The organism is Mucilaginibacter sp. R-33, from assembly GCF_049949235.1.
Classification (GTDB): domain Bacteria; phylum Bacteroidota; class Bacteroidia; order Sphingobacteriales; family Sphingobacteriaceae; genus Mucilaginibacter.
Genome location: NZ_CP188089.1, coordinates 4,840,765 through 4,862,995 on the forward strand (window position 1 = coordinate 4,840,765; position 22,231 = coordinate 4,862,995).

The following is a 22,231-nucleotide window of genomic DNA, read 5'->3' on the forward strand; positions in this document are numbered from 1 at the left end:
ATCATGCTCATTATGAGCCATGACCGCCAGTACAAAAGTTACTAAGATGTTTACATCGCTTAGCTCATCAATCATGGCGGGGCGGGACGTGTATAATTAATTCTGAAGCCATTTGCAAGCGCAGCAATTTGCCCCATTCCCGCGGGTATGCGTATCGCCAGTTATATTGTCCACGTAAAGCAAACTATAATGTTTTAAAACAGTGAGTTTTATCTGGGGCTTGAAAGTAATGAGTAATTGAGGTACTGAAATGGTGTTATTAACGAGGTCTGGCAATTTAAAATCTATCCCTTAAAAACTACTCCTCCCTCCCCGGAAAACTTTCACTGCCCCGCATATAGCTGCCCAAACGTTTAAGCAGGTAGGTTGCTTTTATCAGCAGTGTTTTATCGGTAACAAATTCGCTGATATCGTCTGCTTTGTTCATTAACTCCTGTTTGTACACGTCCTTAAAATCGAAATAATTGAGTGCAAATTTCCATTTGCCGGTTAAAAACGAAAAAACTTCGCTGTCGTTTTCAAGCAACTGCGAATAGTTAATTACCAGGTAATCATCGGGCTGCAGCTTTTTAAGCATTTTCAATATTGCTTCATTGTAATTTATCCATACTTTTAAATAGCTTTCGGCATGGTCGTGGTAAAAAGCCTTCAACCTGCGTGGCCGTCTGAAATGAGTCCACACCTGGCGCTGAATATAATTACGGGCCATATACTTTTGATCAACGGATACAAAATCGCGCCTGAGTAATGAACTAACCACCGATTGGTAATTACGCAAAACTACCAGGTACCTGGCGCCTGGCAACAGCTTGGCATAAGTATCCAAAAAAAGGCAGGTGCGCGGGTCTTTCCAGGCCCATTGCTCATAAAGCTGCTGTTTAATGCCAATTACCGCCCTCATCTTTTCAAGTTGGTAAAGCGGCACCTCAATATTCCGGGTATCTGTTAACCCCGATACTTCCAAACTGTTACGATCAAGGATCTCTTCATGGAGCTTCAAAAACTCCAGATCTTCAAAGTGGCCATCAACATTGCCAGTACCGCTGCCGCATAAGCGTTCGCCGATTTGCAGGCCGCAGCGGTTTAACCAGTTGGTTATAAGCGATGTGCCCGAACGGTGCATCCCCGCCATAATTAACGTTTGCCGGGGTATGAATTTAACTGTTGTATTGATCATAGCTTGGTTAATAGCGGCCGGCTGGCTGTAATTGCTTAATTTGCACCTGCTGATAGTTATCAAGAATAAAACCTGCCAACATTTCGGTTGCCTCAGTCCGCCTGGTAATATGGGTGTTGATATACAAATCAGGCGATGACGGGATCTGGAAAGGATCATTAACACCGCTTAGGTTAGTTACTTTATCGGGATGTCCTTCGGGCAGTAACGCACGTTTGTATAAACCCTTGGTGTCCCTTTGAATTAATGTTTTCACCGGGCAATCAATATATATCAGCTTCACATCAGGATAAGTAGCTATCAGTTCACGGCGGATCACATCGTACGGGTTTATAGCGCTGATAATAGTCACCACGCCATGCCCGGATAATTTACCGGCGATAAACCCCAGCCTGCGGATGTTTTCAAAGCGATCTTCCTTAGTGTAACCCAGGTTAGGGAACAGCTTTTGACGGTATACATCAGCATCAATAATTTCAATAGGGATATCATTATCAGATAACCTCATTTTAACATTTTGAGCAAGGGTGGTTTTACCTGATCCGGATAACCCGCAAAGCAGAATAATCATAAGGTGGTGTGTTAAGCATTAATAATAATTGTTGTGTAAACCGTTATTGAAAGCTTAACGCAAATATTTCGGACAAAATTGCTGTTAACACTTACTGTGTCGATACATGGCAACATTGTATCGATGAACAGCAAAATGATGTAGACGGAGAGAAAACTTCAGCAATTAATTATGGTTACTGCTTCTGCATGCACCAGGTTGTCATACAGCGCAGGTTTTGCACATTGGTGGTTTTTATAGGCTCATAAAGCTGCGCGCCCAGTTCACGGGTATATTCAAGCAGGATCTCTTCGTTTACCAAAAAACGTTCTGAACCATCGGGCAGCAGGTAGCGGTAATTACCCAGGGGCCGTACTAAAGTTTCTATACCGATATCAGATGCCAGCCTTGCAAAAAAATAACCGCCGGGTTTTAGTACCCTCCACAATGAACGCAACATGCTGTCAAAATGTTCGGCATCATTGGCAAAGTGTAAAACGGCACTGCAAATTACCAGGTCAAACTGCTCGTCTTCGAAAGGCAGATTTTCGACAGCGGCCAGTTTAAAGTTATCAGGCGACTGATCGGGACACAGCTCGGCCGATAAGCGTTTAGAAAGTTCAACAGCATGTTCGCTTTGATCAATACCATAAACGCTGAAACCGTTTTGCAAAAAATAAGGTATGTTTCGCCCGTTGCCGCAGCCTGCGTCAAGTATAGTACGGCAATCATCAAAACGCCCTTTCAATAACTGATCGAACAAATAGATATCGATATTGCCGTATAATTTCCGGAGGTTACTGCTGTTCATGGCCAATACTGTTTTGCACCCGAAATTACTGTTTTATTGGATGCCATGGAGAAAACTTATTAACTTTAAGTATGGCTACCGATATGCAAATATTTCTGCAGTTTATGAAAAGCACATTGCTTCCGCTCCCGGGCGTTACCACCAAAATGCACTTTGAGCATCCTGCGTTTTATGTTAATGATAAGATCTTCGCCAACATACATGAAAAGCATGAGCAACTGGCCATTTATACCACCGAGCGCGAAAAATGGATAACGCTTGATCCGCATACCTTTTTCATCACGCCGCATTATCAAAATTACAAATACATGCTGGTGCGCCTCGAAACCGTATCACCCGGCGACCTGAAGCAACTGTTAATAACAGCGTACCTTGCAAGGGCTACCAAAAAACTGATCAGGGAATATGAAAAGACGGTAGCAAATGGGTAGCTGGATATCAACAAACAGGCTTATCCTCCTTAGGGCCTTACTCCGTTCAAAGCGTCGCGGTTAAGATAAACGTAAATCAAAACCCCTACTACTAAAACCGCCAGCACTACAAGTCCGATCTTCCCTTTTTTCTTGTCCTGGCGCATAAGCCAAACCATCGCAGCTATTAGCGGAATAACAAAAACAATGTAAAAAATATATCCTGATGCGTTCATATCGTTATTCTGGGATCATAGTTCATGGATCATAGCAAATAGCTATTAACTATGATCCATGAACTATGATCTATTATCTAAAAAGCCATCCTCGCCATCGGGGCAACCTCCTGCCCTATAAACTCGCCTTTAAGGTATTTGTGATACCCGGCTATGGCAATCATGGCGGCGTTATCCGTACAGTATTCCATTTTAGGGATAAAGCTGTTCCACCCGTTTTTTTCGGCCATTGCCTGCAGGCCTAACCTCAAGCCTGTATTGGCCGATACGCCACCCGCCAAAGCTATATCTTTTATGCCATATGCCTGCGCTGCTTTTTGCAGTTTGTTAAGCAAGATAGTAGCGATCCGTTTTTCTACAGATGCACAGATATCGGCCATGTTCTGGTTAACAAAATCAGTGTTTTGAGCTACGTTATCACGGATAAAATACAGGATGGAGGTTTTCAGCCCGCTAAAGCTAAAATCATACCCCGGGATCTGCGGCTCCGGGAACTTATAAGCATCAGGGTTTCCCTGGCGTGCATATTTATCAATGAGCGGTCCGCCGGGATATGGCAAGCCTAAAATTTTACTGGTTTTATCCATAGCTTCGCCGGCGGCATCGTCAAGGGTTTGCCCTATGATCTCCATATCAAAATAATCCTTCACCAGCACAATTTGCGTATGGCCGCCAGATACGGTAAGGCAAAGGAAAGGGAACGAGGGATTTTTATCGCCGATAAAGTGGGCCAGGATATGGGCCTGCATGTGGTTAATATCAATAAGCGGGATGCCTTTTGCCAGTGCGAAAGCTTTGGCAAATGATACGCCCACTAAAAGAGAGCCTAAAAGTCCGGGACCGCGTGTAAAAGCTACCGCATCAATATCATTTTTGCTTACTTTTGCGTTTATTAATGCCTGCTGAACAGCCGGAACAATATTTTGCTGATGAACCCTTGAGGCTAACTCCGGGACCACGCCTCCATAGGCCTCGTGTATGGTTTGATTGGCAATAACATTGCTCATGATCACGCCATCAACACAAACCGAAGCTGAGGTTTCATCACATGATGATTCGATTCCTAAAATTACGGGCATTTTTAAGTCAAAAGTTTAAAGTCAAAAGTCTTAAAAAGACTAAGGCTGTTGAATTATTAAAAAATCGACTAAAGGGTAAAACTATTTGATGTGTTTTGAATTTACTCTTTAATCCAAATAAAAGGCAAAGTTATTAAAAAAGTACTCAAAATATTCCTGGGCCTGGTATTGTTCATTTTATTGACATTGAGCATACTTTTGCTCACGTTTCAATTTAAGCCGGTACAAACCTGGGCTGCCAAAAAAGCGGCAGCTTATATTGCCGGCGAATTGAAAACCAAGGTTGGGATTAAAAGCCTTTACCTCAGGCCATTTCGCTCGGTGGTAATTGAGGGGCTTTATATTTTGGATAAGAAACAGGATACTTTACTAAGCACACCCCGGTTAGCTGTTGATATTGAGGGTTTTTATCTTTTCAGAAGTATTAAACGCCGTACCATCAACTTTTCCAATATCGAACTGGATAATGGATCCTTCTATCTCAAAAAACAAAAAGACAGTACTACCAACCTGCAATTTGTTATAGATTATTTTAATTCGGCGGATACCACCAAAAAAACCCAAAACAAACCCTGGACGCTAAATTTTGGCACCATCGCTATTAATAACTTTCATTTCAGGTACAAGAACAGCCTGCGCGATACAGTAATAGCCGGGGTTAACTTTAACGACCTGGATGTGCAGCATTTCAGCACGCTGATACAGGGTATGGATTTAAAGAACCACCTGTTTAAAGCCAATATAAAAAGTTTAAGCCTGCATGAAAAAAGCGGCTTTACGGTAAAACACTTCGCATCGGATGCAACGATCGATACCAACCAGATCATGCTGAAGCACCTTGCTATCCAAACGCCCCGATCAGACCTAAAGGATTATTTCCGGATGAAGTTTAAATCGTTTGATGATTTTGACGATTTTGAAAATAAGGTACACATGGATGCCAGCTTTAAATCGTCACGCATTTCGTCATCGGATATCGCCTACTTTACCAGTTCATTAAAAAAAGTGAGTTTTGATTTGGGTATTGACGGGCAAGCCAAAGGTTATGTGAACAACCTCAAAGCCAAAAAAGTGACCATTACCGGCGGGCAGGCCACTTTTGTTAAAGGCGATTTTAACCTGCACAACCTTACCGATTGGGATAACGCATTCCTTGAGCTAAAATTTGACCAGGTTGCCTCCAACAAAAAAGACCTTGATTACCTGATCAGCCATTTTTCGGGAACGCCTACAGAAAAGGCTCCGGCCATACTTTCCAAATTCGGCAACTTTAATTTTACCGGCAGGTTTACCGGCTCGCAGAATGATTTTGTTGCCTATGGTATTTTTAAAACTGCACTCGGTCGTTTTGATTCAGACATCAACCTTAAAATTGATAAAAATGACCGCCCAAGCTACAGCGGCAGGGTTAACGCCTATGCCTTTGACCTGGGCACCCTGCTTGATCAAAGCGATTTGGGCAGGGCCACCTTTACTTCAAACATACAGGGCAGCGGCGACGCGCTGAAAAGCCTTACTGAAAAAGTGGATGCAAAAATCGCATCCATCACCTATAATAACTACACCTATAACAGGCTTACACTTAACGGCAGTTTTATAAACAGGCTGGCCAACGCTCATATTACCATAAACGACAGGAACATAAAGCTTGACCTTAAAGGTAAGGTTAACCTTAACCCCGCTTTGCCAACTTATGATTTAACTGCCGATATCAAAGACGCTAACCTGAACAAGCTTGGTTTTACCAAAGATACTTTGACTGTAAGCACACTGCTTAAAACCCAGTTTAAAGGCGATGACCTGGCCAATTTGCAGGGTAACATCCTGTTTTCGCCGGCAAGGGTGGTCAATCCACGAAATAATTATGCCGTTGATTCTCTGTTTCTATCAGCCGAAGGCATAGGTAATAACCGCACCATCGCTTTAAAATCTGACTTTGCCGATGGTAGCATCAAGGGCAAATACGATCTTGCAACCCTGCCTTCATATTTTAAAACCATTGTTAAAAAGTATATTCCTTCCATAAAAACAACTATAGTGCCGCCTAAGCCTGAGGAGTTTGATTTTTCGCTGAACCTTAAAAACCTCGATCCGCTTACAGCCATCTTCCTGCCCGATCTGAAAATTCCTGAGCAAGGAACTTTTGTTGGGCAGTTTAACTCGGAAAAGAAAACAGCTACGCTATCGGGCTATATTAAAACGCTTAAATACGGCAAAACCGTTTTCCATGATTTTATTATTGACGAAAACACTACCGATAGCTTGCTGGGCCTCAACGTATCGCTGAGGCGGGTTGACTTAACGGACAGCCTTTTTATCAAGGATATCAACATTACCAACTTCCTGAAAAACGATAGCCTTAACTTTAACGTTAAGCTCTCCGATAAAAACGCTGTTAACCAGCTGGACCTCTACGGCCTGGTTGAATTTGGCCGCGATACGACGGCCAAACTGAAACTGCTGCCATCAGATATCATACTGGAAAAAGAGAAATGGAAGATCCAGGAGCAGGTACGGATCCGTTTATTGGATGGCAAAACGCAGGTATCGGGCTTTGAACTTTCAAACGGGCCGCAAAAAGTATTTATCGATGGCTTTATATCCGATAACCCTGCTGATGAATTAAAGCTGTCGTTCCAGAAGTTTAACATGCGTACGTTTAACCAGCTCACGCGCACTTCGGGGGTAAACTTAAAGGGCTACCTGGATGGCGATGTTAAACTAACCTCGGTGCTCAAATCTCCGGGCATCGATTCGCATTTAACCATTGATTCACTTACCATGAACAAAACGCTGATAGGTAATGTGAAATTGGCCACCATGCTTGGTAACGACCGTAAACAAGCCGATGTTAATATGAATATCATTAACCGCGGGCTGGAAACCATGAACATTGGCGGCACCTACTCGTTTGGCAAAGAGACTGATGATAACCTTGATTTTGATATCAAGATGAACCAAACCGAAGCCATTATATTTGAGCCTTTTGTTAAAGACCTTGTTTCGGATATAAAAGGCCATGTTTCAACCGACCTGAAACTTACCGGCAAGCCCTCGAACCCGCAACTTAATGGCACCGTTACCCTTGTTAATACCGGCCTTACCGTTAATTATTTAAAAACAGCTTACACGGTTAATAACAAGCTGGATGTCAACAACAGCATTATCAGCATTAAGGATATGGTTTTGAAAGACATTCACAAAGGTACCGGAACCGCCAATGGTACCGTAAACCTCAATAATCTGTCCAACCCGGATATTGATGTAACCCTTAAAGCCAATAACCTGATGGCCCTGAATACCACATTCAAGGACAATCACCTTTATTATGGTACAGCTTATGGCACAGGCACTTTCAGCTTTAATGGCCCGGTTGATAATATGAAGATTGATATTACCGCAAGCACCAATGCCGGTACTGTTTTCAATATCCCGCTCAATACTTCATCAACCGCCAATGATTACGATTTCATCAAATTTGTAAGCCATAGTGATACCGCCAAAGTTGTTGCCAAAGAGCGTGCTTTTAATGGTGTTACCCTAAACTTTGATTTGAGCGCCGATGAAAAAACTATTGTAAAAATAGCTACTGATTATGGGCAACTTGAGGGCAGCGGCGTAGCCCGTAATTTAAAATTGAATATTAACAGCCTGGGCGATTTTGAGATGTACGGTGACTTTTTGATATCATCGGGCAAGTTTGAATTTACTGCCAAAAACTTTATCAGTAAAAACTTTACAGTAAGCCAGGGCGGTACCATCAGGTGGACAGGTAACCCCTCAAATGCCGAGATTAACCTTAAAGCCCTGTATGAGGTGCGTACCAGTAAGGCGCCGCTGTACACTGCCGCGGGCTTACAAACCCCTACCTCGGGGCAGCAAACGCTGGTTCAAGCCGAGCTGATCCTGACCAAATCTCTATTACAGCCTAATATTGATTTTGACTTTAACTTCCCTACCGACCCATCTGTTAAGGACGATCTGTCAACTTACCTTGCCGATGCCAATAACCGGAGCCAGCAGGCTATCAGCATTATTGTTCGCCGTAACTTTACATCAAACAGTAATAACTTAACCAACCAGGTGCTGGGTACAGCCGGCGAGGCGGTGAGCGAATTTGCATTTAACAAGCTTAACAGCCTAATATCGCAATCAAACATTAAAAACTTCGACTTAAATATTCGCTCCTTCAACGAGGCAAGTGCTTCGCTGCATTTCTTTGATAGCAGGCTATCATTTAACGGAAGCTTGTTCAGCAATAACGGCTCAAATGATATTTTTAATAATAACAACAGCAACCTGTTTAACCAACGGTTTAACAGCCTTACCAAAGACTTTGAGGCCTTATACAAGATACGCCGAGATGGCAACCTAACGGCAAGATACTCTTACAGGGCGTTGAACAACGTAACATTAAGCAGCCTTACAGACGTGCTGGCGCCGCAGTATGTAAACGGGTTAGGTTTGGTTTACCAGAGAGACTTTGATACCTTCGGCGAGTTTATCCGGAACATATTCAGGCAGGGCCGCCGCAAAAATGCGCCGGTTAACCCCGCTCCTATCCCATCGTCAATTACCACTCCGGCAACCAGGCCAGATGAAGATGAGGACCAGTAGAGCCGAAGGCTTAAAGCTAAAAGCTTTCCTGCACAAATACATTGAATAGTAAAAGGCTTAAAGCGATCTGCTTTAAGCCTTTTACTATAAATTATTTATTTCGCTTTGGGCTTTCAGCCTTTCGCTTTTAGCTTATAACGATCAATGATCCCGCATAATGGCGTGGTCCATCTTGTCGCGTTTGGTGCGCAGGTAAGCTTCGTTATGAGGGTTTGACGCTATTTCGATAGGCACATTCTCAACAACTTCCAAACCGTAGCCTATAAGGCCTGCACGTTTTTTGGGGTTATTGCTCATTAAACGCATTTTGGTAATACCCAAACTGCGCAGGATCTGCGCACCGATACCATAATCGCGCTGATCCATTTTAAAGCCCAGCTTCAGGTTAGCATCAACAGTATCATAACCGTTTTCCTGCAAGTGATAAGCCCTCAATTTATTGATGAGGCCAATACCCCGGCCTTCCTGATTCATATAAACAATAGCACCCTTACCTTCCCTGCTGATCATTTCCATCGCTTTATGCAACTGCGGACCGCAATCGCAACGGCATGAACCAAATATGTCGCCGGTAACGCATGAACTATGCACGCGGACCAAAATAGGCTCACCAGGCTCCCAGGTTCCTTTTACCAGAGCGAGGTGATTTTCGCCGGTATCAACCTGGGTATAAGCTATCATATCAAAATCGCCCCATTCGGTAGGCATTTTAACAGCCACTTCACGTCTTACCATCGACTCATGCTCCAGGCGATAAGCAATGAGATCTTTGATAGATACTATTTTAAGATTAAATTCTTTGGCTATCTCCAGCAGATCGGGCAGGCGGGCCATTTCGCCGTCTTCCTTCATAATTTCGCAGATAACCCCGGCGGGTTCCATACCGGCTAAAACGGCCAGGTCAATAGCAGCCTCGGTATGCCCTGTACGGCGCAGTACACCGCCATCCTTGGCTATCAGCGGGAAAATATGCCCCGGGCGACCAAGGTCTTCGGGTTTAGTAGCCGGGTCGATCAGCGCAAGTGTGGTTTTTGACCTGTCGCTCGCGGAGATCCCTGTAGTACAGCCATGGCCAAGCAAATCGACAGAAACCGTAAAGTTAGTTTCGTGCGATGTGGTGTTATGGCTTACCATAGGCATCAAGTCAAGTTCGCGCGCCCTTTGCGCCGTAATTGGGGCGCAAACCAGGCCGCGGCCATGGCGTACCATAAAATTAATTGTTTCGGGGGTGGCATTGCGGGCGGCCGTTAAAAAGTCGCCCTCGTTTTCACGATCTTCGTCATCAACTACGATAATTGTTTTACCTGCTTTGATTTCTTCAATCGCTTCCTGTATGGTGTTTAACATTCTATACTTACTTGTTGGGTAGCGCCTAAACGCTTGTTTAATCTAAATCAAATTTAACGCATATTACCATGACTTGGGTCGGCCTTGTGTAAAATGATAATGCTTTTATAATATGACGTTTATTAAATATACCGTTAATGACCGTGGCGGGTTGCCTTAGGCTTAAACTTTGCCGCCACACGGTTTACAAAGCGTTTATAAATCTCCATATCAAACAGGGCGGAGTCTGTAGCCGCTTTATAAGAGAGGAACAAACCGATAGGCAGCAGCGTGATAATAGAAATCCACATGCCCAGGTACTTGTTAATATCGCCGCCCTTAACCGATTTTTCGCCAATAGTGGTAATGATATAGTAAATCAGGAAAAATACCACCGAAACTACAACCGGCAAGCCCAAACCACCTTTGCGGATAATGGAGCCCAGCGGCGCACCGATTAAAAACAATACCAAACAAGCTACCGAAAGGTTATATTTCTTTTGATACTCTACAAAATACCTGCGGATACCTTCCGAATCGCCTTTATACCTGTCGCTCCGGTTTTTGATCACATCCTTGATCGACCTTATTTCGGAAGCGGCACTGTTGAGGCTCATTTGCTGTTCGGATAAGGTAAGGCCCTGAAAAACATCTTTTTTAGGATCAAACTCTTTATATTTTTTAATAACCTTTGATTGCGCAGGTATTGAATAGTATTTAATGTATGGTGTAACCAGTTTATAATTCACCATCACATTGCTATCCACCGAACGCTGCGACGAATCGAGATAATGCCTCAGCTGTTTAATGTTCATCATTTGTGATGCCTGCTTAAACTCGCTTTCATTGGTACGGGTAAGCTTAAATGCCGACAGATCAAACTTGGTTTCGGTTTCCTTAAAACGCTGGCGTAAAAGGCGCTGCCGGGTATTATATGTGGCATTTTCGGAAGCAGTTTCTTCATATCGCACCCCGTCTTTTAAACGCAATACCAGGTATTTATCGCCCATGGTACGGAACATGGTACCTTCGCGGGCCAGGATCACCGAATTGTTATTATCACCATTTGGGCTTTTTTGATAGATCATGATATCATATAAACGCTGGCCATCGGGATCCTTACGTTTTACCCGGATGGTATAGCCGGGAAAACTGGTACTGAACACCCCCTCGGGCAGCAAATCGGCCGATTTTTGTTTCCGGGCATCATACAACAGCGAATAATATTTAAGGTTGGCCACCGGCAGCATATAATCCGAAAAAAAGAACGCCGCGATACTAAGAATGGTAACTATGACTATCATCGGGTACATAGCACGTCTTAATGAAATACCGGCAGCTTTGATGGCAACCAGCTCGTAATTTTCACCAAGGGAGCCATAGGTCATGATGGTAGAGAGCAGGATGGACAACGGGAGGGCCATTTGAACATTGGTGGCCGAATTATACAACATGAGCTCCAGGATGGTATACCAAGCAAAGCCCTTGCCAATAAGGTCGTCAATGTATTTAAACAAAAACAACATCAGCAACACAAACATCACGATGAAAAGCGTAACCAAAAAAGGCCTTATAAATGATTTAAGGAGTAAAAGGTGAATCTTCTTCATTAGTGCTATTTGCAATTAACAGGGGCAAAACCAGTTAGCCGCACAGTTAAAACCCTTTAACGTGCAAAACCAGTTCAGCGTACAAAATTAGCTAAAATAAAGTTTTATCAGGCGCCCAATACACTTATGAGGTAATCGATAGAGTTATCCCAGATCTGCTTTCGTTCTGTAATGGCATCTTCGGTGGCAAAATCAGTAATGGCCAGGGCTACATCATTGGTAAGCTCATCCTGCATTATTTCCATTTCAAAATAATACTGGGCGTCATCATCGAGCCATTTAAAACGTACGGATCTGTTTTCCTTAACTGAACAAAGTTTGGCTTTTTGCGATTCGTCATCCCATGTAAAAGTATAAACATGGTCACGAATATTAACCTCATCGGCAAACCATTGAGACAAGCCATTAGGCTCGCTTAAGAAGCTGAACAGGATACGCGGAGATGACTTAATCTCGTACTCAATGGTAAATTTTTTCTTTTCGGACATTCGGTTTACACTTAAAAAAACAGGAACAAAAGTAAATGTGAAACATTTTTTCTAAAGAAAACGAATTTCTACTATATTTGCAAACCTTTTTAGGGACGGCCATTTGTTTTATAGCAAAGCCACTCTTTTTATTAACCACAAAAAGAGCCATAAAAATAAAAACGGCGGGGTAGCTCAGATGGTTAGAGCGTAGGATTCATAACCCTAAGGTCGGCAGTTCGATCCTGCTCCCCGCTACCAAACAGGCGAAAGCGGCAAAATCCAGGTTTAATTCTGGTATGCCGCTTTTTTTATTGCTAATAACTTGCTGTAAATAAGCGACATACAAAAACACAAAATTTATTCGAGAAGTTCGACACCCATTAGTTTTTTTACTATAGCTTATGCCGCTTGGGAATAGCAAAAACTGAATTTTCTGTTTGGTGAAATAATCCCCTCTACGCCATTTAAACGCCATTTTTGATACAAAACCGAGGGCTAAATTGATGCTTTGAGTAAGGTTCGACACCCCCTTTGAAGATTTCCATAAAACAACCTCTATTTCCTTCTTTTCTTCCTGGTATTTCGACCCATATTTGTTATAAAGTTCCGCGCTTATTTCTTCTTCTATGTAACGTTCTTCCAACCTTTCGATCTTTTTATTGAGATCAAATAATTGACTTTCCAATAATCCGAGGTCATCCTGCTGGCCATCGTTCATTTCATTAAACGTGGTCGTCATCTGCGCTTTGATCAGATCCCGCACTTCTACAGGCGCATCTTCCTGTAGCCCAAAATAATTTAGGATATTAAAAAACGTCTCATTTAGCTTGCTGGCGTTTTTATTATTGCAGCAGCCGACGGTATTGCATTTATAATAATGGATGCCTTTCTTTTTGGCTAGGTAGCCCCGCATTAGCCTGCCGCAATCCTCACAGTATATAAACCTCTTCAAGGGAATCGCCGGATTTTCTTCGACCAATTTATAGCCATGGGCGTTTTTATCCAGTAAGCCATTCACCTGTAAAAACAAATCCTTGCTCACTAATTTTTCCTGATTACCTTCCACCACACGGCCTTCCAGCATATTGTGTGCCATCAACCCGCAATAAAAAGGGTTACGGAATATTTCAGAGATGCGCTGGTGGTTAAGCTTTAAACCCTTTTGTGCTAATCGCTGACGGATCGCTTCGTTATTCAGTTCCTCATCTACCTTCCAGGTAAAGGCCTGACGCAGCAGTTTCCCTTTCTGATTAACCACGATTTTGCGTTTACCCTCAACCCGGATATTATCATAGCCTAAAGGCGGTGCGGTCGGCCAATCCCCGCGGAGCAGCATCTCCTTAATACCCGCAGCGCATTTTTCTTTACGGAGCTGATTATCGAATTCCCCAAACAGGAACAGCATTTTTTGCTGCATCTGGCCGGATGAGCTGGAAGTATCTATGGGCTGTGTAACCGAAACGATCTCGATGCCTAATTTACGCAACTGTCCGCTCAGCCAAATGGAGTTATCGTTACGCGAAAAACGCTCCAGGCTGTAAACGATGATATATGAAACGCGTTGCTTGGACTTTTTGACAAAGGCCAGCATCGCCGCGAACTCCCGGCGTTCATCCGTTTGCGCGCTTTCATAAGTACCGCCGAAATCTGCCAGCACCGTGTAACCATGTCTTTCGGTGTAAATGTTGCAGGCTTTGCGCTGGGTATCTAAACTTAGATTTTTATCGGCCTGTTCTTTAGTGCTGACGCGTGTATAGATCACGCAGTTGGTGCCTCTCTTGGTTTGGGCCAGTGTCGCACCTTTCGCAAAGGTGTGGAATATCGGATTTTCGACCATAACAATGTAATTTATGCGATTTGCTATAGTTACAAAATACGCACTTTTCAGGTCAAATCAAAGCTATTTCCGCTTTTCTTTGCGGTATTGACGATAGATAATTAAGGTAAATTCTTTAAATGTACGGATCACTTCAAGTGCCTGTTCATCGGTAAAATTTGCGAACCAGGGACAGGACCTGACCTCATCAATCGTCAGGTCGTGCCGCCTTTTCGGATTCAAATCAATTGGCTCGCCCACTGTCCTTAATACAATAATTTTATTTTACTCCGTTGGTTCCGTTTATAGGAGGGTTCATAAAAGATGTACCCGAAATCATGCAAATCCCGGATACACCTATGGTAAGTCGTGCTGGCGGAAATCTTAGCAAGTGGCATGATTTCATGCGCATAGGCCTGCACCGGGTTCTGAAAACCCTGCGATTGCCAGTATTGCACCAGCGCAGCGTAAATTCCAATATGGGTAATACATATCCGTGCATCACGCTGTATGGCTTCAAAGAAGCCTGCTATGGGCTGGCATATTTCCACCTGTCTACAAATTAAACACGGACACCTTGCCTGCGACGCTGTTCCTGCTTTTGTTCAGTGGCTACTGTTTCCTTTGCGCCTTCCTTTTGTGACTGCTGTTGGCTCTGACCCTCTTTCTGTTCGGCAGCAGCTTGGCCCTGTTGTTGGTTCGGTGCCTGCCCCTGGTTCTTTTGCTCAGCTGCTTTCGCAATTGCTGCCCTTTGCACTTCCTGCGGTGTCATTTCCATCTTTTGCGTGTGGTCAACGGCCTGTTTCTCCACTTTACGAACGATCAGGCTTTGGCCGTTAGCATCGTAAAAATCCAAACGCATCATGCGTGGATTAGCAACCATTTTCGCAGGTGTTTCTTGCCCATCGCGTAAAAGAATCACATCCACCTTATTGCCTTTTTCAAGTGGACGGATCATACGGCTACGGTCGTATTTTTCTTCCACCCCTTTGATCGGGTATTTCTGTAATTCCTTTTCGTGATCCCAAAAAGTAACTTTCGGGTTAAAGTTGCCATACTGGTCAGCGTTCTTAAAGTCCAGTCCCCGCCACGCGAAATAGGTTTCGCCGGTGGGTTTCATTCTCACTTCGCCGTTCTCTTCAACGGGTGCCACTTTGGGCTGCTCGCGGTAAGCCGCGCGCCCGTCCATCATATTGTAGCGCTCCTGGAGCGTGTAGTTATATTCCTTTCCAAAGAAAAAAGTTTGGGTAAGATCTTCTTTGCCGGGCTGTTTTAAAGTCACATCGGCCCGGTTAAAGAAAGTCATGTCCTTATCCTTCTGATCCCCTTTGGAAAAATGCAAGATGGAATGTGTTTCATCCTGACCGAACTTGCGGCTGTGCGGAACAGTAAACTCAGTGAGTTTTTTTTCCATTTGCTCGCGCAAGGGTTTTGCAATCTCGTCACCAAAACCCAGGTAAAACAACTGGTTCTTTACATAATCAAAACTTTGCTCGTTCATAATGCTTGAATTTTTAATGGTTAAATAATCGTTTATAAAATGTGCCGGGTAGAATGGCTGCTGCGATGCACCCAACCTTGTCGGTTCCAGCTTATCATTGAATAAGCATAGCCCGCCGTCCCGTACACCGGCAAAGAAATACTGGCTCACAATCGCGGGCTCGAACAGTGATTGCAATTCATGGTAGTCATAGCCATTCTCATGGTTATGGTGAGCGGTTACCAGGGTCAAGCCGGAGTGCGGCAGGGCATAACCCTCCAGATCCAGCTCCAGCTTTTGATTGTGGAAACGCCCGGCGATCAGGTAATCCGTCCCCTTGTCGGCCAGTTCATTATACAGTATCGCGCTGTCCATAAAGGTGCGGGCATTCCGCAGGTTGCCGAAGGATTCCAGCAGCCGGGGGCTGTGACCGGTCTCGTACACCATCCCGCCATCGTGCTGATGAGCGATGACATGATATTCCGCGATCTCTTTCAGCGGGTCGATTGTCCGCTGCCAGGACACCGGCAGCAGGTGCCCCCTGGAAAGCGCGTTCTCAAAAACATCAAAGGATGTACCCGGCAGCAGGTACAGGTTTTGCGCCGCCATCTGGCGCGCTACGGTCGTAACATCAATCTTTACGTTTTCCTCAGCGTCAAACCCCAGGCTGCTTTTTAGGGTTGCGGCCTGCATATACCCGTAGTTATCCGAATTGAACATTTGTTCCACGAAGTCGAATTCCCCGTTGGCGGCATCGCAGAATTTTTCGGCTGCGCCCGCCGATGAAAAGAAATGCAGACCCTGCGGTTTTAGATCTTCATCCGGCTGGTCGTTGAAAACCACCCAGGGATTGCCCTCACTAATTGCCTGGTCCAGTTCGGCGCTTAATACTTGCTGTTCGTCCCTTGTCATAGGCTGAATATTAATGACTGCTCTTGACTTCCTGGTTGTCGCGCAGTAAGAGCGTGTGTCCGTCCTTCAGTTTTCCTTTGACCTGTTTGATCTTTTTGCCGAACAGTCCCTTAGCCGTATTGATGCCGGCTGTGGTGAGTTGCGCGGTCATCGACGGGTCGAAACTCATCACATCCATATTCTGCACGCCGCTGGCTGCACCATCGCGGAGCACATCGCCAGTAATGGCTTCCGGCACGCTGATACCTTCCAGCCCGTCCGTCTGGTCGAACACCGTCAGATCGACCGGATAAAAATTATAGCCCACATGGATGCTTTTGATGTTCAGCGTATAGCGCTGGTTAGCTAAATTACCGCTGCCGTAGATGCGCTGCCCTTTGGCGTAAAGCTGCCCCCCGAGGGTCACCGTATCCGTCAGCTTTAAGCAAACCACCGTTCCCTGCACGATCTTCTGTGTGCCGTCAATAACCGCCGGTATCGCGCGAAACTTTTTAACCGGGGCTTTTTCCTGTCCGGGAGCTGCTGCCGCTTTTACCCGATCCGGATGCTGGATATCCAGTATTTTTTCCAGTATATTGTTCATTTGTTTGAGTTCCGGATCTTCTGCGGTTTTTGGCTGTAAAAGCGAATCAGGCAATGCCCGGTGTTCAGCCGGCAGCGTATTTTCTTTTGTAGGCTTTATTGCCGGTTTATTGATTTCTACCTGTAGCTGCGCCAGCCGCTGGTTGATTTGCACGGTACTGGCAGCAGGGCTGACGGGCTCTCCCGGGCCAGCGCCAAAAGGAGGCTGATGAGGTGGAAAAACATCACTGATATACGCCCCGGGAAGCGCGTTCACCGTGTCGGCGCTGTTTTTAGCATAGGGGTCGCCTTTGCGCAGCTGTTCCTTTTTCAGGGAATCCGCCCGCGCCCGGTCATAAAAACTCATTTTGTCGCCTTGCTGATCGGTGGCGATGATCCCGGCTGGCAATTTCATGCTTAAGCCTTTTTTAGCTTCAGCTTTTGCCTGTTCAGACTGACCTCCGCCAAGCGCCCAAAAAAGCATGGTCGCAAAGCAGAAAATGATTAGAGGCATTACCAGCAAGAACTTGCGCTTACGCCGCTCCTGTAAACTGAGTGTGTTAGTTTTCATAATGATTGTTGTTTTTGTCTATTGTTTATGGTACTTATAGCATTCTGTTAATGACTGCTGACCGTCAGTACTTTGTTCTCAACGGTGTTCCAGCGCTCGACCAAAAATCCGAGCAGGTTATTGTCGCTGCGGGTTACTTCCCGCAGATCACCTTCGGTGACCAGGCTTTGGCTAACGTTGCTGGTCGAGCGGATCAGATGCAGTGTGGCGTAGCAGCGGAAATGATAGGGGGCGCTGCGGGTATCGACCTGCACGCTGTCGACATTGATCCGCTGGCTGATATTGCCGGCGACGATGCCCGAATAATAACCGCTGGCGGAAAGGCTGTCATAGACTTTTTTGGCGGAGCCATCGGCGAGGTACAGCGCTTTGGACAGGTTCTGCCGGATTACCTTATCGTCAGGATCAAGGGTAAAGAACGCTTCATGAAAGGCGCGGACATGTCCCCGCGCCTGCATAGGTAAAGAGGTGCTTTTATCGGCAGCTACCGCTGACCAGGCGGTATTGCCCGCCAGGATATAGACCTTACTTTGCAGGGCGACCGTTATGCTTTTGATCTGCCAGGCCATAAAGCCGATGGCGGCAAAGGCGGCGATGACGATCACGATGGTGAAGGTGCGGACGTGCTGGAAAGCGGTTTCGAGGTTTTTCATCTTCTTGAACATACAGGGTTACTTTTTTGGTGGGCTGCCCGATAGCTTGCTTTTGTTAAAGTGCCAGATATCGCCAGATTGAGGATTCGTAGTTTGCTGATTATGCTGGGTATTACTGCCCCTGCTGAAACTTTGCATGACCGAGCCGCTGAAATAGGACAGCGCCATCGACGCGAGTGCGCTGGTTTTGCTGAACAGGGCATGGCCGCCGACATTCATAATATAATTGGCGACGCTGGGGACGGTGAAATAACCGACGATGCCGATAAGCAGGAAGATCAGATAAGCCGTATTTGCATTGCCCAGCTCATTGCCGCCCAGGTTCCCGCTCTGGATGCCGATGATCATATTTTCCTGCACCTTAGCGATGATCGCCCCGAAAATATTGGCGACGGGCAGCCACATGAATACGTTGACATAGCGCGCCAGCCATTGCTTAAGACTGTGCTGGAAGCCGTCGAAGATGCTCAACCCAAAGCAGAGCGGGCCGAGGATGGCCAGCACAATCAGCTTGAAAGTCCGTACAGTATCCAGACAAAGTGCCGCCGCCTGGAAAAGTACGTTTAGCAATTCGGCAATAAATTTCCGCGCCCAGTTTTTAATGCTCCAACCGGAAAACGCGTCCGATATCGGATTACTGCTGCCTGTATCCGTGGCGGCGCCGTCCGGGTGACTGTACTGGTACCATTTGTCAGGATCTGCATTCTGATCGTCAGGTGCCACGTCGCCGGCATCGGGCTTATCATTTTCCAGCAGGCGTGCAATCGCTTGGTTGGTATTGGTGACCATGCCCTGTGTAGCAGTGACAGCCGGCTGTAGGACGCCGTTGATTAAGGCCAGCACCGCCGGGAAAACAAGAATGCAGAAGCCGATGGCGAAGGGGCGCAGCAGCGGATAAACATCGACGGGTTCAGCGGCTGCGAGATGCTTCCAGACCCTTGCGCCGATATACCACAGCGTGGCAAAACCCGCAATACCCCTGGCGACGCCGATCACCCCGCTGCACAGGGGCAGCATCTGGTCATAGAGCTTGGCCAGCATGCCCTGCAGGCTGTGGAGGTCATCGGCAATACCCTGGGCATGGGAAAATAGCGGCATGCATGTTGTAAACATGACAGTGATAATGATTTTTATTTTCTTTGATTTCATAGCTGTTAATTTTAAGCGCAAGTGCAGGAGTAGGCCGGTAATGCCGCCTCCAGGTCAAAATCTTTTTGCTGCGCCAGGGCCATCTCCAATAGTTCCGCGTAGGTAATATCCGGGAAGAAGTTGCCGATCCTCCGGTCGCGGCCTGCGTTAGCCCTGCGCTCGTCCTCGATCCACTTATCAGCGAGCTCTGGGTATTGCGCCATAATTTTGATGATACTGTTCTTCCCCTTTAAAAAGCAGAGGTCGCAGTTACCCAGGATCGGCGGGATCTCCAGGGTATAAGGCTTGTTCTGCCAGTAATCGTTCACCATTTCCTTTGTAACCCCCTGTTCGTATAAAGGGAACCGGGTAATCGTATGCTTATAGGTCTGCCGGTAATTTTTCACGCGGTTCGGCTCATCGTACCGGAAGCCGATAAACTGCTCAAATTTTGTCCCGATCAAAGGACGGAGATACCTGCGGGCGACCCTGATCTTCAGTTCCACCGTGCATATTCTTCTCGCGCGGTTGGGCAGAAAGCGCTTCCAGCTGGTCAGCGCATCAAAACCTGTTTTACCCGGGCTGCGGTGATGGATATAGGTCGCGCGGTGGATCTTAAAACCTTCGTGCTTTTCAATATCATCGAGAAACTTGTAAGTCAGCGGATGTTCACGGCCCGTATCGGTAAACAGCACAATGTCATTGGGGTCCGGTTTTTCGGCAATAGTCATGTAGGCAGAAGTCTTTCCGCCGGACAGATTAAATACTCTTTTCATGATTTGCGTTTATAGAAGCCCGTTGATCTTTTTTAGTGCCTGGCGTTCGTTTGTTTCGCGCGTGCGCTGTAGCGCAATACGCTTGGCCTGGTCAGTGAACTTCCGCAGGTAACTCAGCTGGTTCCGGCTTTCCAGAAAGAGGCGGTATATCGCGGTCAGACGTTCCGCATCGCTCATCCGCAGCTGGCTGTCGGTCACCACCATAGCCAGGGCATCGAGGTTTTTTAAGCTTTGGCCGGCTAGGTTATTATAAATCTTCATGATATAGGCCAGTTCATCCGGGCTGAAACCGGCATTCTGGTTAAAACCTGCGGCGGCAGCCTTATATTCCCGGACGAGCTGCGCCTGGTCACTGATGATATCCGTCACGCGGGGATATTTGCGCACCGCCGGGCTGACGAGGTACAGCCCGTCCAGGAAAACCTCGTGCAAACTGAAATTACCCCGCGCAACACTTTTTACCGCGCTGTAGCCTTTGCTCAGCACCGAGTAGCCGCTGTACATCTGGCCCAGGATATCTTTGAGGCTGGCCAACTTTTGGTAATCCAGCACCAGTTGCTGGACACAATCGGCTACCGACTGAGCGCGGCTGTTGCCCGGCGCGCTTACCGTTAATACAAGGATCATTGATCCAATGGCGATCATTTTCTTCATCACTATATCTCCTTCACATTTTTTAATGACTATTGAATTCCGTAGAGCTTTTTCAACTGTTGCTTGTCTTCCTGGTTCTGTTTCCGGCCCAGCGCCAGCTTCCGGCACTTTGCGGCAAATGAACCGGCAAAAGCATATTTATCTTTCATGCTTTCATAAAGCTGGTCGAGCCGTGTCAGCCGCTGGGCATCGGTTAGCTGTAGTTTGCCTGGTGTCAGTACTTGGAGCAGTTCGTCCATATCCAGCTGGCATTTGGCCAGCAGGTTATCCCGTACTTTTTTGAAATAGGCCATTTCGGCGGCCCTCAGCAGTTTTTGCTGCTGCTGCCAGCTGAATTCAGCAGCCAGCATCCCGCGGATCTGCCGGTCGAGATCGGCGATGGCCTTACCTTTCGCGCTGTTTTTGATCAGCGGGTTAACCTGTTCGAGTGAGCTGAAATAAGCACCGTGCAGGCTGAATGTACCATCTTTGAGCACATGCGCCAGGTCCAGCCCGTTTTCCGTGATCCGGTAACCGGTTTTCAGCGCGCTGTAGTAGATCTCGTACTGGACGATCTGTTCGGCCATTACCCTGCGCAGCTTGGATTGCTGGCTGAACAAATCCCCGAAAGAAAAGGACAGCGACTGGGCTTTCGCGGACTGGAATACCAGGCTTCCGGCGAAAAAGATCAATAAGAATTTACATACGGTTTTCATCGTTTTATTATTTAGTTGATTCCATACAATTGTTTAACGGCCGCCCGTTCCCTGGCATCGCGTGCACGGAGGTAGCTCAACCCCGCGTTTTGCCGGTTGAACTGGCGCAGGTGGTCGAGGTTGGTTTGCATGGCGCGGGACGCCTGGGCAATCTTTTGCAGGCGTTCAGCATCATCCATTTGGGTGCTGAAGGACGAAACGGCCAGTAACAGTTCATCGAGGTTGCGCAGGCTTTCCTGTAAGATGCCATTATAGACCGTGCCCATATAATGAAGTTCCGCAGGGGAAAAATGCGGGTCCCGGCTGAACAGGCCGCTGGCCTGCTGGTATTCCGAGACCAGCCGCTGCTGCCGGGTGATAATGGTTTTGACCTCGTTAAAGCCGGCGATCAATCCCCTGACCCTGTTGAGCTCTTCATAGTAGTTCGCGTAGAGTTGCTTTTCCTTATCCAGCCAGCCGCAAATATCATTCAGGCTGTTCAGGTGCAGCGTATTTTCCAGTTTGCGCGCGGCATTTTGCAGGCCGATGGTCTGGTTTTGCAGGCGCTGTACTTTGAGGTCGATAGCGACGATCACGCGCTTGACCAGGCCGGTGAACGCGCTGACGACCGGGATCTGGGCTTTAACGCCTGTGCTGCTGAGAGAAAGCAGGCAGCAGATGAACAGCAGGATAGTTGTTTTTCTTTTCATTTGGATTGGA

Annotated in this window: 19 protein-coding genes and 1 tRNA gene; 3 read left to right on the top strand and 17 right to left on the bottom strand. The window is 46.3% G+C overall.

Translation table 11 applies throughout. The features are described from left to right. Positions 1 to 298: 298 nt before the first annotated feature. The 3 genes from ACP26M_RS19835 to ACP26M_RS19845 form a co-directional block, all read right to left on the bottom strand. The gene (locus ACP26M_RS19835; RefSeq protein WP_426582590.1) at positions 299 to 1,177 is read right to left on the bottom strand and encodes a sulfotransferase; all 879 of its coding nucleotides are present in this window, start codon (positions 1,175 to 1,177) and stop codon (positions 299 to 301) included. Between the two features lie 7 nt (positions 1,178 to 1,184). Further along, entirely contained in the window at positions 1,185 to 1,748 is a 564-nt protein-coding gene (locus tag ACP26M_RS19840) for an adenylyl-sulfate kinase (RefSeq protein ID WP_426582592.1), read from the bottom strand. A gap of 175 nt (positions 1,749 to 1,923) precedes the next feature. Beyond that, positions 1,924 to 2,538 (bottom strand): class I SAM-dependent methyltransferase, encoded by a 615-nt coding sequence (locus ACP26M_RS19845; protein WP_426582594.1) that lies wholly within the window; start codon positions 2,536 to 2,538, stop codon positions 1,924 to 1,926. Positions 2,539 to 2,642: 104 nt separating this feature from the next. Here ACP26M_RS19845 and ACP26M_RS19850 point away from each other — a divergent pair, with 104 nt between their 5' ends. Next, positions 2,643 to 2,969: an MmcQ/YjbR family DNA-binding protein gene (locus tag ACP26M_RS19850; RefSeq protein ID WP_426582596.1), complete on the top strand. Its 327-nt coding sequence runs from the start codon at positions 2,643 to 2,645 to the stop codon at positions 2,967 to 2,969. Between the two features lie 29 nt (positions 2,970 to 2,998). Here ACP26M_RS19850 and ACP26M_RS19855 read toward each other — a convergent pair whose 3' ends face one another. Together ACP26M_RS19855 and tsaD are read right to left on the bottom strand one after the other, a co-directional pair. Beyond that, positions 2,999 to 3,184 carry a hypothetical protein gene (locus ACP26M_RS19855; RefSeq protein WP_091176516.1) on the bottom strand — a complete coding sequence of 62 codons (186 nt, stop codon included), beginning with the start codon at positions 3,182 to 3,184 and terminating at the stop codon, positions 2,999 to 3,001. A 77-nt stretch (positions 3,185 to 3,261) separates the two neighbouring features. Then, entirely contained in the window at positions 3,262 to 4,263 is a 1,002-nt protein-coding gene (gene tsaD, locus ACP26M_RS19860; RefSeq protein ID WP_426582599.1) for a tRNA (adenosine(37)-N6)-threonylcarbamoyltransferase complex transferase subunit TsaD, read from the bottom strand. A gap of 198 nt (positions 4,264 to 4,461) precedes the next feature. On the opposite strand from tsaD, the gene ACP26M_RS19865 reads away from it, so the two are divergent. Next, positions 4,462 to 8,880, top strand: coding sequence for a translocation/assembly module TamB domain-containing protein (locus ACP26M_RS19865; RefSeq protein WP_426582601.1), 4,419 nt, complete (start codon positions 4,462 to 4,464; stop codon positions 8,878 to 8,880). Between the two features lie 141 nt (positions 8,881 to 9,021). On the opposite strand, the gene ACP26M_RS19870 is transcribed toward ACP26M_RS19865, so the two are convergent. The 3 genes from ACP26M_RS19870 to ACP26M_RS19880 all read right to left on the bottom strand — a co-directional run bounded on the left by ACP26M_RS19870 (position 9,022) and on the right by ACP26M_RS19880 (position 12,304). Further along, positions 9,022 to 10,227 carry a bifunctional 3,4-dihydroxy-2-butanone-4-phosphate synthase/GTP cyclohydrolase II gene (locus ACP26M_RS19870; RefSeq protein WP_426582603.1) on the bottom strand — a complete coding sequence of 402 codons (1,206 nt, stop codon included), beginning with the start codon at positions 10,225 to 10,227 and terminating at the stop codon, positions 9,022 to 9,024. A 134-nt stretch (positions 10,228 to 10,361) separates the two neighbouring features. Continuing rightward, positions 10,362 to 11,816 (bottom strand): LptF/LptG family permease, encoded by a 1,455-nt coding sequence (locus ACP26M_RS19875; protein ID WP_426582605.1) that lies wholly within the window; start codon positions 11,814 to 11,816, stop codon positions 10,362 to 10,364. A gap of 107 nt (positions 11,817 to 11,923) precedes the next feature. Then, positions 11,924 to 12,304 (bottom strand): START-like domain-containing protein, encoded by a 381-nt coding sequence (locus ACP26M_RS19880; protein ID WP_090534561.1) that lies wholly within the window; start codon positions 12,302 to 12,304, stop codon positions 11,924 to 11,926. Positions 12,305 to 12,467: 163 nt separating this feature from the next. Here ACP26M_RS19880 and ACP26M_RS19885 point away from each other — a divergent pair. After that, positions 12,468 to 12,544, top strand: a tRNA-Met gene (locus ACP26M_RS19885). Here the strand turns inward: ACP26M_RS19885 and ACP26M_RS19890 are convergent. The 9 genes from ACP26M_RS19890 to ACP26M_RS19930 all read right to left on the bottom strand — a co-directional run bounded on the left by ACP26M_RS19890 (position 12,501) and on the right by ACP26M_RS19930 (position 22,221). Continuing rightward, entirely contained in the window at positions 12,501 to 14,123 is a 1,623-nt protein-coding gene (locus ACP26M_RS19890; RefSeq protein ID WP_426589744.1) for a recombinase family protein, read from the bottom strand. The genes ACP26M_RS19885 and ACP26M_RS19890 overlap by 44 nt on opposite strands. 541 nt (positions 14,124 to 14,664) lie before the next feature. Beyond that, entirely contained in the window at positions 14,665 to 16,494 is a 1,830-nt protein-coding gene (locus ACP26M_RS19895; RefSeq protein WP_426582608.1) for a hypothetical protein, read from the bottom strand. Positions 16,495 to 16,504: 10 nt separating this feature from the next. Then, positions 16,505 to 17,626, bottom strand: a complete 1,122-nt coding sequence (gene traM / locus ACP26M_RS19900) for a conjugative transposon protein TraM (protein ID WP_426582610.1) — start codon at positions 17,624 to 17,626, stop codon at positions 16,505 to 16,507. A gap of 47 nt (positions 17,627 to 17,673) precedes the next feature. After that, complete coding sequence (gene traK, locus ACP26M_RS19905) at positions 17,674 to 18,291, bottom strand: conjugative transposon protein TraK (protein WP_426582612.1); 618 nt, start codon at positions 18,289 to 18,291, stop codon at positions 17,674 to 17,676. Positions 18,292 to 18,297: 6 nt separating this feature from the next. Further along, the gene (gene traJ, locus ACP26M_RS19910; protein ID WP_426582614.1) at positions 18,298 to 19,428 is read right to left on the bottom strand and encodes a conjugative transposon protein TraJ; all 1,131 of its coding nucleotides are present in this window, start codon (positions 19,426 to 19,428) and stop codon (positions 18,298 to 18,300) included. A gap of 11 nt (positions 19,429 to 19,439) precedes the next feature. After that, positions 19,440 to 20,183, bottom strand: coding sequence for a phosphoadenosine phosphosulfate reductase family protein (locus tag ACP26M_RS19915; RefSeq protein ID WP_426582616.1), 744 nt, complete (start codon positions 20,181 to 20,183; stop codon positions 19,440 to 19,442). A gap of 9 nt (positions 20,184 to 20,192) precedes the next feature. Continuing rightward, positions 20,193 to 20,837 carry a TerB family tellurite resistance protein gene (locus ACP26M_RS19920; protein ID WP_426582618.1) on the bottom strand — a complete coding sequence of 215 codons (645 nt, stop codon included), beginning with the start codon at positions 20,835 to 20,837 and terminating at the stop codon, positions 20,193 to 20,195. 29 nt (positions 20,838 to 20,866) lie between these two features. Beyond that, positions 20,867 to 21,532: a hypothetical protein gene (locus tag ACP26M_RS19925; RefSeq protein ID WP_426582620.1), complete on the bottom strand. Its 666-nt coding sequence runs from the start codon at positions 21,530 to 21,532 to the stop codon at positions 20,867 to 20,869. A gap of 11 nt (positions 21,533 to 21,543) precedes the next feature. Next, positions 21,544 to 22,221, bottom strand: a complete 678-nt coding sequence (locus ACP26M_RS19930; protein WP_426582622.1) for a conjugal transfer protein TraI — start codon at positions 22,219 to 22,221, stop codon at positions 21,544 to 21,546. Positions 22,222 to 22,231 lie beyond the last annotated feature (10 nt).